The organism is Type-C symbiont of Plautia stali (assembly GCF_059730935.1).
The window spans coordinates 1,169,661-1,182,743 of sequence record NZ_AP035923.1 but is presented as its reverse complement, the minus strand read 5'-3'; the positions used below and the strand labels follow the sequence as shown (position 1 = coordinate 1,182,743).

The following is a 13,083-nucleotide window of genomic DNA, read 5'->3' as shown; positions in this document are numbered from 1 at the left end:
CGCGCTAACCTAACAATACTTACCCAAACCGGCCGGTAATGTAATCCTCGGTGCGCCGCGCCTGCGGTGCGGTGAAAATCCGGTCGGTTTCATCAAACTCCACCAGCTGCCCGTTATGCATAAACGCGGTGTAATCGGATACACGCGCTGCCTGCTGCATGTTGTGCGTCACCAGCACCAGCGTGAAATGCTGCTTCAGCGTGGTCATCAACTCTTCAATCACCAGCGTTGAGATCGGATCCAGCGCCGAGGTGGGTTCATCCAGCAGCAGCACTTCCGGCTCGATGGCGATGGCGCGCGCAATCACCAGACGCTGCTGCTGACCGCTCGACAGCGTCAGCGCATTCTGCCCCAGCTGATCTTTCACTTCGCCCCACAGCGCCGCCGCCCGCAGCGCGCGCTCGCAGGCCTCATTCAGCACGCGACGATCGCGCACGCCCTGCAAGCGCAGACCGTAAACCACATTCTCATAGATCGACTTGGGGAACGGATTGGGACGCTGAAACACCATGCCGATGCGCCGCCGCAGCGCCGGCAGATCCTGGTTCGACTGCATCACCGCGTGGCTATCGAGCAGAATCTCACCTTCGATGCGGCAGCCATCAATGACGTCGTTCATGCGATTGAAGCAGCGCAGCAGCGTCGATTTACCGCAGCCGGAGGGCCCAATCAGCGCCGTGATGCGATGCTTCGGGATCTGCAAATCAATGTTATTCAGCGCCTGGCGTTCGCCGTACCACAGCGACAGCTGATTAACGGTGAGCGCAATAGCGTAATCGGGCGTCATGTGTAAACCTTTTTAGTGCGTCATTAGCCGGTAGCGCTCGCGCAGGCGATGGCGCAGCACCATCGCCAGCAGATTGAGCGACAGAATGATCGCCACCAGCAGCAGTGCCGTGGCATACACCAGCGGTCGGTCGGCGTCGATGTTCGGGCTCTGGAAAGCCAGATCGTAAATCTGAAAACCGAGATGCATAAATTTACGGTCAAGATGCAGGTAAGGAAACACCGCATCGACCGGCAGCTCAGGCACCATTTTGACCACGCCCACCAGCATCAGCGGTGCGGTTTCGCCGGCGGCGCGCGCCACCGCCAGAATCAGGCCGGTGAGCATTGCCGGTACCGCCAGCGGCAGCACCACGCGCCACAGGGTTTCTGCCTGGGTTGCGCCCAGCGCCAGCGAGCCCTGACGCAGATTGTCCGGAATACGCGACAACCCCTCTTCGGTGGCGACGATCACTACCGGCAGCGTCAGCAGCGCCAGCGTCAGCGCCGCCCACAGCAGGCCGGGCGTGCCGAAGGTAGGATTGGGCAGCGAGCGGGAGAAGAACAGCTGATCGAGGGTGCCGCCAATCAGCCAGACAAAAAAGCCGAGGCCAAACACGCCATACACAATCGACGGCACGCCAGCCAGATTCACCACCGCAATGCGCACCAGCCGGGTGAGCGCGTTGCGCCCGGCGTATTCGTGCAGCCAGACGGCGGCCACCACGCCCAGCGGCATGACAATCACCGACATCAGCAGCACCATCAAAACGGTGCCGAAAATCGCCGGCAGCGCGCCATTTTCACTGCCGCCCGAAGTGGGCGAATCGCTGACAAACTGCCAGATCTGACTGAGGAAATGCCCGATTTTCTGCCCGAGGCTTAGGCTGTTTGGATACCAGGCGGCCACCACCTGCGCCAGCGGAATCAGATGATCGTCGCCCTGCACGTCGCGCAGTACCAGCGTATCGCGCTGGCTTTCATGCTGCAGATGCGCCAGCTGCTGCGCCAGCGCGCCGAAGCGTTTATGCAGTGCCGCGCTGTTGGCATCCAGTTCTGACTGATCCTGCAGGCTGAAGTGACCACCGCGCCGCTGCTCGTCAGCCTGCTGTTGCAGACTCTCCAGCTGGGCGTTAAGGCGCGCCATTTCGATACGCCGGATGTTGCTCGCCTGGCGCAGCTGCTCATGCACCTGCTTCAGCCGCTGCTGCAGCAGTGCATCGCGGTCGCGCGCGGTCAGCACCTCGTTGTCTTCACGCAGCTCCACCAGCCAGCCGTAGGCATTGCCGCCACTGCGTCGCTGTAGCACCAGCACTTCTGCCGGGCGTCGGGTTTGCGCTTCGCCCTGACTGACGATGACGCGAAAATCCGGCGCGGCAAAATCGCGGTTACCGGTTTTCACTACGTAGCGCCAGCGATCGCCCTGCTGCTGGCGATCCAGCGTTTCGCCCAGCACCATCAGCGGTGCCCCCTGCGGCGGCTGGAACTGATACTGATCGACCGGCTGCGGCCAGAACGCCCTGACGCCCTGCCAGCCCAGCAGGCCGATTAATAAGGTAAATGCCAGCAGGCAGACGGCGACCGCACCGGCAGTCAGCCAGCGCCAGCGATCGTTTTGACGCAGCGCGCTCATGCCTGCCCCTCATGCTGACTGTAGCGCTGGCGCAGCCGCTGACGAATCAGTTCCGCCACGGTGTTGATCGCCAGCGTGAATATCAGCAGCAGCAACGCACTGAGAAACAGGATGCGATAATGGGCGCTGCCCGCCGCGGCTTCCGGCATTTCAATGGCGATATTGGCTGACAGCGCGCGCAGCCCGGCAAACAGTCCGCCTTCGCTCACCGGCGTGTTGCCGGTGGCCATCAGCACAATCATGGTTTCGCCCACCGCACGACCAAAGCCGATCATCAGCGCAGCAAAAATGCCTGCCGACGCGCCCGGCAGCACCACGCGCGTCAGGGTTTGCCACGGTGTCGCGCCCAGCGCCAGCGAGCCCTGCCCCAGCGCCACCGGCACGCTAAACAACGCATCTTCCGCCAGGGTAAAGATCAGCGGCACCAGCGCGAAGCCCATCGCCAGCGCCGCCACCAGCAGGTTACGCTGCTCATAGTGCGCCAGCTGTTCGCCCATCTGCGTCCACCACAGTGTCGGCAGCCACAGCGTCAGTAACGTCACCAGTAACAGCAGCGGCATCAGCAGCAGCACTTCAAACCCGGGCCGCCGCCAGCGCGCCGGCAAACGCGGACTGAGCACGCCGCACAGCAGCAGCGTGGCGGCCAGCACCAGCGGCAGCAGCATCACGCCAGGCAGCGCGCGGCTGATGTGCGGCGCCAGCCACACGCCAGCGATCAGGCCAATCACCACGCTCGGCAGCGCGCCCATCATTTCAATGCTCGGCTTGACCCAGCGGCGCAGGCCCGGCGACATAAACCATGCGGTATACATCGCCGCCGCCAGCGCCAGCGGCGTAGCAAACAGCAGCGCCAGCGACGCTGCTTTCAGCGTGCCGATCACCAGCGGCATCAGGCTGAATTTGGCCTGATAGCTGTCGCCGGCGGCGGTGGACTGCCATACCCAGTCCGGCTGCGGATAGTTTTCATACCAGATTTTCTGCCACAGATTGCGCCAGCTGAAATCGGGCCACGGATTATCCAGCGCGAACTGCTGCCACTGTCCGGCACGTTCGACGATCAGGCTATCGCCGCGCGGAGACAACGCCAGCGCGCTGATGCCCGCGGCCAGCTGGCGCGTGACAATCGGGCCCGCCTGCTTGCTGGCGAACAGGCGCACCACGCCCTGCGCGTCAAAGCTGGCAAAAACGCGCCGCTGCGCCTCAGGCACGATGCCGAGCACACCCGCGCTGTGCGTGAAGGTGTGAATCTGCTGCAGCCGTGGCCCGTGGTCACCGGTGATGGCAAACCATTGCTGAATGCCACGCGCATCCTGAATCAGTAAGCTGCGCCCGCCTGCCAGCAGTTGCAGGCTGCGCGGTTGCTGAGACAGCGTCTGGGTTTCCCGCAGCTGCGCACCCTGCGGCGTAATCTGCCACACCCGCAACAGCCGTCCGGTACTGGTGTACAGCAGCGTGCCGTCCGGTGACAACCGCATCAGGTCGGCCTGCTCACCGGGCAATACAATCTGGTCGACGCGCTTCTGGCCGGCAAAGGTCAGCAGGCTGATACCGGCCGGCGTCTGTGCGGCGATGCGCCACTGGTGATCGCCCGGCACTGCCAGCGCCATCTGGCTGACCGCGCCCTGCGGCAGATGCAGCGGCCGATCGCCCAGCGGGAAATACCATTCACCGTGCTGGCCGTGGATGAGCGGTTGCATCAGCAACAGATCGCCCTGCATATTGAGCAATACGCTGCCGCCGTCGCTGCTGGTCACCGCCGCCTGCGGCTGGCCGTTCAGCGCCAGCGCGTCGCCCGCTGGCTGGCCGTCGAGCGGAATAAAGCGCGCTTCGTTGCGGCTGATGCGCCAGCCGAGCTGGCCTTCGCTGCCCAGCGCCAGCGCCGGGGCTTTGTCCCACAGCTGCTGACTGAGCGTCGGCTGCATGCCCGGCGCGCTGAACAGCGGCATCACCACCCAAATCAGCCAGAAGAACAGCAGCAGCATCAGCAGTAAAATTCCCACACCGCAGGCCGTGACGATGCGGCGCACGAACTGATCGATGGCGCGTCGACGACGGTCACTAAAGTGGACAGGAATACGATTTATGCTCATGCAGGCCAGAGTTACCCTTGAAGTTATGCCGCTATGTTGCCCGTAGCTGATTGATAAGACAACTGTTGAGGTTGGACAAGGCTGCCATACTCTCGCCATAATGGTGGAGGACACTGAGCGGAACCGCAATTTTGCGTTTATTCCGCCGGACATTCCGTCCAGCAACAGCATCACGGAGTCAGAATGGGTCAGGAAAAGCTGTATATAGAAAAAGAACTAAGCTGGTTAACCTTTAACGAACGCGTGCTGCAGGAAGCCGCTGATAAAAGCAATCCGCTCATTGAGCGCATGCGTTTTCTCGGCATCTATTCCAATAACCTGGAAGAGTTTTATAAAGTGCGCTTTGCCGATCTCAAGCGCCGCATTCTGATTGGCGAAGAACAGGGGACGCCCACCACCCTGCGCCATTTGCTGAAAAAGATTCAGCTGCGGGTACAGAAATCGGATCAGGAGTTCGATGCGCTGTATAACGACCTGCTGCTGGAAATGGCGCGCAACCAGATTTTCCTGATCAACGAGCGCCAGCTGTCACCCAATCAGCAGGAGTGGCTGCGCTACTACTTCAAGCATCAGCTGCGCCAGCACGTCACGCCAATTCTGATCAACCACGACACCGACCTGATTGAGTTCCTGAAAGACGACTACACCTATCTGGCGGTGGAGATTATCCGCGGCGAAGAAATCCGTTACGCCCTGCTGGAGATCCCGTCCGATAAAGTGCCGCGCTTTGTGAATCTGCCGGCAGAATCGCCGCGCCGTCGCAAGCCAATGATTCTGCTGGACAACATTCTGCGCTACTGCCTTGATGAGATTTTTAAAGGCTTCTTTGATTACGATGCGCTGAACGCCTATTCAATGAAAATGACGCGCGACGCCGAGTACGACCTGGTCACGGAGATGGAATCCAGCCTGCTGGAGCTGATGTCCTCCAGCCTGAAACAGCGCCTGACCGCTGAGCCGGTGCGCTTTGTCTATCAGCGCGATATGCCCGATGCGATGGTGGAAATGCTGCGCCATAAGCTGTCGATCTCCAGCTACGACTCGATTGTGCCGGGCGGCCGTTATCATAACTTCAAAGATTTCATCGGCTTCCCGAACGTGGGCAAAGCCAACCTGGAAAATCGCCCGCTGCCGCAGATTCGTCATATCGGTTTTGATGGCTTCCGCAACGGCTTTGATGCCATCCGCAACCGCGATGTGCTGCTTTACTATCCGTACCACACCTTTGAGCACGTGCTGGAGCTGCTGCGTCAGGCGTCGTTTGACCCGAACGTGCTGGCCATCAAGATCAACATTTACCGCGTGGCCAAGAATTCGCGCATTATGGATGCGATGATCCACGCCGCCTACAATGGTAAAAAGGTCACGGTGGTGGTCGAGCTACAGGCGCGCTTTGATGAAGAAGCCAACATTCGCTGGGCGAAGCGGCTGACCGAAGCGGGCGTGCACGTGATCTTCTCAGCGCCCGGCCTGAAGATTCACGCCAAGCTGTTCCTGATCTCCCGCCGCGAGGGCGAAGAAGTGGTGCGTTACGCCCACATCGGAACCGGCAATTTCAACGAAAAAACCGCGCGTATTTACACCGACTATTCGCTGCTGACCGCCGATGCGCGCATCACCAACGAAGTCCGGCGCGTATTTAACTTTATCGAAAACCCGTATCGCCCGGTAACGTTCGAACACCTGATGGTGTCGCCGCAAAACTCGCGCGCCATGCTGTATCAGCTGATTGATAACGAGATTGCCAACGCGCAGCAGGGCAATCCTTCCGGCATTACGCTGAAAATCAACAACCTGGTGGACAATGGTCTGGTGGATCGGCTGTATGCCGCCTCATCGGCCGGCGTGAAGATCAACCTGCTGGTGCGCGGCATGTGCTCGCTAATCCCCGATTTGCCGGGCATCAGTGAAAATATTCGCATCACCAGTATCGTTGACCGCTACCTTGAGCACGACCGCGTCTATATTTTTGAAAGCGGCGGCGATAAAAAAGTATTCCTGTCGTCGGCGGACTGGATGACGCGCAACATCGATTATCGTATCGAAGTGGCGGTGTCGGTGCTCGATCCGCGCCTGAAACAGCGCATACTGGATATCATTGCCATTCTGTTAAGTGATACGGTAAAAGCCCGCATCGTAGACAAAGAATTGAGTAACCGTTATGTTCCGCGCGGCAATCGCAAGAAGGTGCGCTCGCAGCTGGCGATTTACGATTACATCAAGAAACTGGAACAACCCGAATAACGCCTATGCCAATCTCCCATAAAAGTACGCCGAAACCACAGGAATTCGCCGCCATCGATCTCGGCTCGAACAGCTTCCACATGGTGATTGCCCGTGTGGTGGATGGCGCCATGCAGGTGCTGGGACGCCTGAAACAGCGCGTGCACCTCGCCGACGGGCTGGATGCGCAAAATCGCCTGAGCGAAGAAGCGATGGAGCGCGGGCTGAGCTGCCTGGCGCTGTTTGCCGAGCGCCTGCAGGGGTTCAGCGCCGCCAACGTCACCATCGTCGGTACGCACACGCTGCGCATCGCATCCAACGCGGAAGAGTTTCTGCAGCGCGCCGCGGAGGTCATCCCTTATCCGATTGAGGTGATTTCCGGCAATGAAGAAGCGCGCCTGATCTTTATGGGCGTTGAGCACACGCAGCCGGAGAAAGGCCGCAAGCTGGTGATTGATATCGGCGGCGGTTCAACCGAGCTGGTGATCGGCGAAGATTTTGAGCCGCAACTGGTGGAGAGTCGCCGCATGGGTTGCGTCAGCTTCGCCAACCTCTACTTCCCGAAAGGCGAGATTAGCCAGGAGAATTTCCGTCGCGCCCGGCTTGCCGCCGCGCAAAAGCTGGAAACGCTGGCGTGGCAGTATCGTCTGCAGGGCTGGCAATATGCGCTGGGCGCGTCCGGCAGTATCAAAGCGGCCTGTGAAGTGCTGCTGGCGATGGGCGAGAAAGAGAAGCGCGTGACGCCGGAAAACCTCGACATGCTGGTGAGCGAAGTGCTGAAGCACAAATCCTTTGCTGCCCTGAGCCTGCCGGGCCTGTCGGATGAGCGCAAGGCGGTGTTTGTGCCGGGGCTGGCGATTCTGTGTGGCGTGTTTGACGCGCTGGCCATTCGCGAGCTGCGCCTGTCGGATGGCGCGCTGCGTGAGGGCGTGCTGTATGAGATGGAGGGCCGCTTCCGTCATCAGGATATCCGCAGCCGTACCGCGCAGAGCCTGGCAAATCATTACGCCATCGACAGCGACCAGGCACGCCGCGTGCTGGAAACCACCGAACAGCTGTACAGCCAGTGGCTGGAGCAGAACCCGAAGCTGGCCAACCCCCAGCTGACGGCGCTGATGAAGTGGGCAGCGCTGCTGCATGAAGTCGGGCTGACCATCAACCACAGCGGTATGCAGCGTCATTCGGCCTACATCCTGCAAAACTCCAATATGCCGGGCTTTAATCAGGATCAACAGATGCTGCTGGCCACGCTGGTACGCTTCCACCGTAAAGCGGTGAAGCAGGATGAGATGCCGCGTTTCACCTTGTTTAAAAAGAAACAGTTCCTGCCGATGATCTTCCTGCTGCGGCTCGGCACCCTGCTGAACAATCAGCGTCAGGCCACCACGCGCCCCGACACGCTGAAGCTGAGCACCGACGATGGTCACTGGACGCTGACCTTCCCGGCCGGTTTCCTCAGCCAGAACACGCTGGTTCAGCTGGATCTGGAGCGGGAGCAGGCTTACTGGAATGACGTCACCGGCTGGAAACTGATGCTGGAAGAGGAGTAACGCGGGCTTCAGGCCCGCAATAGCACTATGACAACACGCCCCGATAACTATTTTGCGGAGAAATACGGCCTGACGCCGCCCCACTCCGAAGTGCTGGCCGCGCTGCCAAAACTGGAAGTGGGTAATGCGCTGGACCTCGGCTGCGGCCAGGGCCGCAACAGCCTGCTGCTTAATCAGCACGGTTTTACTGTTACCGCCTGGGACAACAATCCGCAGAGCCTGGAGCGCCTTAACAGCATCATCGCGGAAGAGCAGCTGCAACAGATACATACCGAACAGTGCGACCTGAATCAGGTGCGTTTCAACGGTGATTACCAGTTTGTGTTTTCTACCGTGGTGATGATGTTCCTGCAGCCGGCGACCATTCCGCAGCTGATCGCCGATATGCAGGCCAGCACGCGCAAGTACGGTTACAACCTGATTGTGGCGGCGATGAGCACCGACGATTATCCCAACACGCAAAACTTCCCGTTTACCTTTAAATCGGGCGAGCTGAGCCATTATTACCGTAACTGGCACATCGTGAAGTACAACGAAGAGGTCGGTGAACTGCATCGCCGCGATGAACACGGTCAGCGCATTAAGTATCGCTTCGCTACCCTGCTGGCGCAGAAAGCCAGCTACTGATGGCTGGCATCATGATGGTCCGGTCGCCATCAATGGCGTAATGCCGTTCGGTGACGAAAACGCAAGCCGCACCCTATCGTAGCGGCGAGATTCATCGCGCAATAAATTGCGCCGCTACGAAAAGTGCCTCGTTTTTGAACCAATTCAAAGGCTAACTGGCATGAGTTACATCATGCAGGTTCTGGTCGTCATCAATGGCGTAATGCCGTTCGGTGACGAAAACGCAAGCCGCACCCTATCGTAGCGGCGAGATTCATCGCGCAATAAATTGCGCCGCTACGAAAAGTGCCTCGTTTTTGAACCAATTCAAAGGCTAGGTCGTCATCAATGACACCCCTGCAGAGTCGATGACGCACGCTTCGCCCGGCGGCTGATATCGATCAAAGCAACCTTAACCTTTTCTGCTCATTTTTCACGCAGCTGTTGACCTCCCGGTCGGGTTGTGACTAAATGTTGCCACCGCCCAGCCGGGCTTTGACAGGAACCACCCCGCGTGAATAGCGCCATCTCTGCACGAAGACGTCCCAAAACCGGTACCATGACCCGCATCGTTTTGCTGATCAGTTTCTTTATTTTGGTTGGCCGTCTGATTTTCATTATTCCCGGTGCCATCGAGCATCATCAGCAAAAGAAAGCCGCACCTGAACCGGTCACACTGAGCACCAGCGAGACGCGCTAAGGAATTTGCGGGTCATCGTCGCTCTGCCATCACATTGTCCGCCGCGGCAATGCTGCTTGTTACGCCCACTTTACCCGCAACGCGCTACACTTTGACCTGACTTTACAGACACAAAGGACGCGTTATGTCTGCTTCGCACGCACAACAACTATCAGAAACCCGCCAGCGAATTCTGCACCTTCTGCTCAGCGAGCACGATTTAGTCGATGTGCTGCTGGATAAATCCGTCGACCTCAACGCCGCCGAACTGCGCAAAATCACCGGCTGGCGTCAGCAGCTGGAGCATGAACTGCCGCAGCTGCACGCGGCCGACCTGGCGGACATTCTCGAAGCGCTGCCGGAAGAGGAGCGTCTGGCACTGTGGCGGCTGGTGCCCTACGAGCAGCGCGGTCGCGTGCTGGTGGAGGCCTCCGAAACCGTGTGGGCCAGCCTGACGGAAGAGATGACCGACCGCGAAATCCTGCGCGCCATCGAGCCGCTGGATATTGACGATCAGGTCTATCTGGCGCGTTATCTGCCGCGCGATCTCACCGGCCGCCTGCTCACCACGCTCGATCCCAGCCTGCGCGCCCGGCTGCTGGATGTGATTGAGCTGGATCGCGATCGCGTCGGCCAGGTGATGGACTTCAATATCCTGACCGTGCGCTCAGACGTGACGCTGGCGACGGTGCAACGCTTTCTGCGCAAGCGCAAAAGCATGCCGGACGGCACCGATAAAATCTTCATCACCGACGAACACAATCAGCTGCTGGGTGAATTGGCGCTGACCGATATCCTGCTCAACAAACCTAAAACGCTGGTGGCTGAGGTGATGAACGCGCGCCCCACCACTTTCCAGCTGGATGACAAAGCGGAAGAGGCCGCCAGCGCCTTCGAACGCTATAACCTGATTTCTGCTGCGGTAACCGATGCCAAAGGCAAGCTGATTGGTCGTATCACCGTGGAAGATGTGATTGACCTGGTGAACGAAGAGAACGAAAGCAACATCCGTAAGATGGGCGGCATCAGCCAGGGCGAGGACGTGTTTGCACCGGTGCGCAAAGCGGTAAGAAAGCGCTGGACCTGGCTGGCCGTCAACCTGTGTACGGCGTTTATCGCCTCGCGCGTCATTGGTCTGTTTGAGGACACTATTTCGCAGCTGGTGGCGCTGGCCACGCTGATGCCGATTGTCGCCGGCATTGGCGGTAACACCGGCAATCAGACCATCACCATGATCGTACGCGCGCTGGCGCTGCATCAGGTTGAACCCGGCAACTTTTCGTTTCTGATTGCGCGTGAACTCGGCGTGGCGCTGCTTAACGGCCTGTTCTGGGGCGGCATCATGGGCGGCGTAACCTGGCTGATGTACGACAATCTGCAACTGGGCGGCGTGATGATGCTGGCGATGGTGCTGAATCTGCTGCTGGCGGCGCTGATGGGCGTGCTGATTCCGCTGATTATGACCAAACTCAAACGCGACCCGGCGGTCGGCTCCAGCGTGCTGATCACCGCCATCACCGATACCGGCGGCTTCTTTATCTTCCTCGGTCTGGCCACGCTGTTTCTGCTGCACGGCCACTGAAGCGCAGCTACAATCAGCGTTGATCCCTAATCAACTGGAGAGCAGTGATGTTTAACGTGGATGATTTTGTGCAGGCGAAAACCGGTGGTCCAAAAATGCAGGTGCTGCGCGTTGCGGGCGATACGCTGTGGTGCGCCCGCGTTGACGATCCGATCAAAAAAGAGATCGAGGTGAAGGCCGACAGCGTCAATCTCTATCATGAAGACGGGGATTTCGGCGTCTGTTAACGGCTGCGAGCCCGCGCCGCCCGCGAACCGATGCTGTCGCGGCGCGGCGCTGTCTCAGGGCTTATCCTTCTGTAAATTATCCTGCCCCACCCCGCCGATAAACGGCAGCCGCAGACGCAGCGGGGTGAAATCCAGCCCCAGATTCAGTCCCAGCAGATTCACCTCCACGCCCTCTTCCGCTCCCAGCGTGACGCCCAGCACGCCGAGCAGCGACAGCTGCACGCCGCGCCCGGATGGCGGCAGGCCTAGCGGATGCAGCAGCGAACGGAAATCCTTACCGATGGCATTGGCGGGCAAATCGAGCTTCAGCGCCGGCACTTCACGGCCAATGTGAGCGAGGAAGGTATTGCTGTTGGGGCCCGGCCACGCATGATAGGTGTTGGGCCACGGATAGGATTGAATCGCCGCTTCAATCTGCGGGATCATCGCCTGCGCAGCCGCACCGCGATGTGACACCAGCAAACGCGGACGCGCACCGTACCAGTAGCCGTCCGGCAGATTGCTGTTGCGCCGCACTTTATCGCCGCTGCCCCAGCTGATCACCTCATAACGGTTGTAGCGGGTTTCTCCGGCGCGCTTAAAGATAATCCACGGATGCACGGCCACCGCGCCTTTCCAGCCGTAGGTCGGCGCGGCATACACCTGCACAATCGCCTCACTGGCGAAGCGCTGCGGATCCGGTGCCAGCCCGGCCGAATCACGCCGCGCCGTCGCCCAGCCACCGCGTTCGGTGGTGAACTCACCGCTGCGCGTCGCCTGCGCCAGGCTGGCCGCCAGCGACAGTAACACCACACAGAGAAAAGAGAGTAAAACAGCTTTAACAGGCAACATGCATGAACATCCCGGTGGTGAAAAAACGCTCCCGCCATGATGCGCCGAAACGGCAGCGTCTGTATTCACCAACTATGCGGTGGACAAAAAATGCGTTGCGGTGCCCGGTCAGCTGATTTTTCCTTAGTCAGGCAGGGCGATACCACTGATATCGGCGCATATCGCCAGCAACTGCTGCTGTAGCCGTGGATTGCGCGCCTGCGGATTAGCCGCCAGCGCCTGACGGTGATAAAAATACTCCCCGCTGACCCGCGCCTCATCGGCGGTGGCTAACCACACCTGGGTACGATGCGCCTGATCAAGATCGTCGGGTGCCCCGGCACCGCCCATTTTGGTCGGCACCCAGCCTGGCTCCAGCGCGTTGCTGTATACCTGCGGCCAGCGCCGGGCGATGGCAAACGCCAGTATGGCATCATGCAGTTTACTCTCAGCATAGGCCTGCGAAGCGTGCCAGCGCCGCCGCTGCCACAAAATATCATCCAGGTTAGCTTCGGCATGATGATGCATGCCGGAGCTGAGGTAAATCAGCCGCTGCGGCCGTTCAATCAGCGCCGTAAGAATATAAGGTGCCAGCGTGTTGATGGCGAACAGATGCGGCAGGCCATCTGCGGTTAACTGATAAGGCTCGCGATAGCCAACCGCCACGTTGTGGATCACCGCATCAAATCTGCCGAGCGCATTAACCTGCTGCGCCACACTGCGGGCGCCGGCGATGGTTATCACGTCGCCGCTGACCACGGCTTCAGCCTGCGGTAGCGCCTCCTGCGCAGCGCGGGCACGCGCGGCGTTGCGTCCGTGCAGCACCACCTGATGGCCCTGCTCAACCAGCAGTTCAGCCGCCATCAGCCCGAGGCCGGTGGATGAACCGGAAATAAAAATACGTGACATGGAAAACTC

At 59.7% G+C, this 13,083-nt stretch carries 11 protein-coding genes; 6 read left to right on the top strand and 5 right to left on the bottom strand.

The genetic code is table 11. The annotated features are described in order from the left end of the window. Window positions 1–19: 19 nt before the first annotated feature. Genes pstB through AC6I7J_RS05320 form a run of 3 tightly spaced genes read right to left on the bottom strand, consistent with a single transcriptional unit; the run spans window position 20 to window position 4,488 of the window. Complete coding sequence (gene pstB / locus AC6I7J_RS05330) at window positions 20–787, bottom strand: phosphate ABC transporter ATP-binding protein PstB (protein WP_136547117.1); 768 nt, start codon at window positions 785–787, stop codon at window positions 20–22. 12 nt (window positions 788–799) lie between these two features. After that, a complete protein-coding gene (pstA, locus tag AC6I7J_RS05325) occupies window positions 800–2,398 on the bottom strand; it encodes a phosphate ABC transporter permease PstA (protein WP_058758318.1) in 1,599 nt (532 codons plus the stop codon). After that, on the bottom strand, window positions 2,395–4,488 hold the full coding sequence (locus AC6I7J_RS05320; RefSeq protein ID WP_498006942.1) for an ABC transporter permease subunit: 2,094 nt from the start codon (window positions 4,486–4,488) through the stop codon (window positions 2,395–2,397). The genes pstA and AC6I7J_RS05320 overlap by 4 nt, the downstream gene beginning before the upstream one ends. A gap of 183 nt (window positions 4,489–4,671) precedes the next feature. On the opposite strand from AC6I7J_RS05320, the gene ppk1 reads away from it, so the two are divergent. From ppk1 to AC6I7J_RS05290, 6 genes are all read left to right on the top strand, one after another. Then, on the top strand, window positions 4,672–6,732 hold the full coding sequence (gene ppk1 / locus AC6I7J_RS05315; RefSeq protein WP_021506583.1) for a polyphosphate kinase 1: 2,061 nt from the start codon (window positions 4,672–4,674) through the stop codon (window positions 6,730–6,732). A gap of 5 nt (window positions 6,733–6,737) precedes the next feature. Continuing rightward, window positions 6,738–8,261, top strand: coding sequence for an exopolyphosphatase (ppx, locus tag AC6I7J_RS05310; RefSeq protein ID WP_021506582.1), 1,524 nt, complete (start codon window positions 6,738–6,740; stop codon window positions 8,259–8,261). Between the two features lie 27 nt (window positions 8,262–8,288). After that, window positions 8,289–8,888 (top strand): tellurite resistance methyltransferase TehB, encoded by a 600-nt coding sequence (gene tehB, locus AC6I7J_RS05305; RefSeq protein WP_132464747.1) that lies wholly within the window; start codon window positions 8,289–8,291, stop codon window positions 8,886–8,888. A 493-nt stretch (window positions 8,889–9,381) separates the two neighbouring features. Beyond that, on the top strand, window positions 9,382–9,567 hold the full coding sequence (locus tag AC6I7J_RS05300; RefSeq protein ID WP_022548292.1) for a YfgG family protein: 186 nt from the start codon (window positions 9,382–9,384) through the stop codon (window positions 9,565–9,567). Between the two features lie 124 nt (window positions 9,568–9,691). Then, on the top strand, window positions 9,692–11,128 hold the full coding sequence (mgtE, locus tag AC6I7J_RS05295; protein ID WP_021506579.1) for a magnesium transporter: 1,437 nt from the start codon (window positions 9,692–9,694) through the stop codon (window positions 11,126–11,128). 47 nt (window positions 11,129–11,175) lie between these two features. After that, the gene (locus AC6I7J_RS05290) at window positions 11,176–11,355 is read left to right on the top strand and encodes a GDFGVC terminal motif YodC-like protein (protein ID WP_010617609.1); all 180 of its coding nucleotides are present in this window, start codon (window positions 11,176–11,178) and stop codon (window positions 11,353–11,355) included. Between the two features lie 54 nt (window positions 11,356–11,409). On the opposite strand, the gene AC6I7J_RS05285 is transcribed toward AC6I7J_RS05290, so the two are convergent. Together AC6I7J_RS05285 and AC6I7J_RS05280 are read right to left on the bottom strand one after the other, a co-directional pair. Next, entirely contained in the window at window positions 11,410–12,186 is a 777-nt protein-coding gene (locus tag AC6I7J_RS05285; protein ID WP_021506578.1) for a DUF3750 domain-containing protein, read from the bottom strand. A gap of 123 nt (window positions 12,187–12,309) precedes the next feature. Further along, the gene (locus AC6I7J_RS05280) at window positions 12,310–13,074 is read right to left on the bottom strand and encodes an SDR family oxidoreductase (protein WP_021506577.1); all 765 of its coding nucleotides are present in this window, start codon (window positions 13,072–13,074) and stop codon (window positions 12,310–12,312) included. Between the last annotated feature and the right edge of the window lie 9 nt (window positions 13,075–13,083).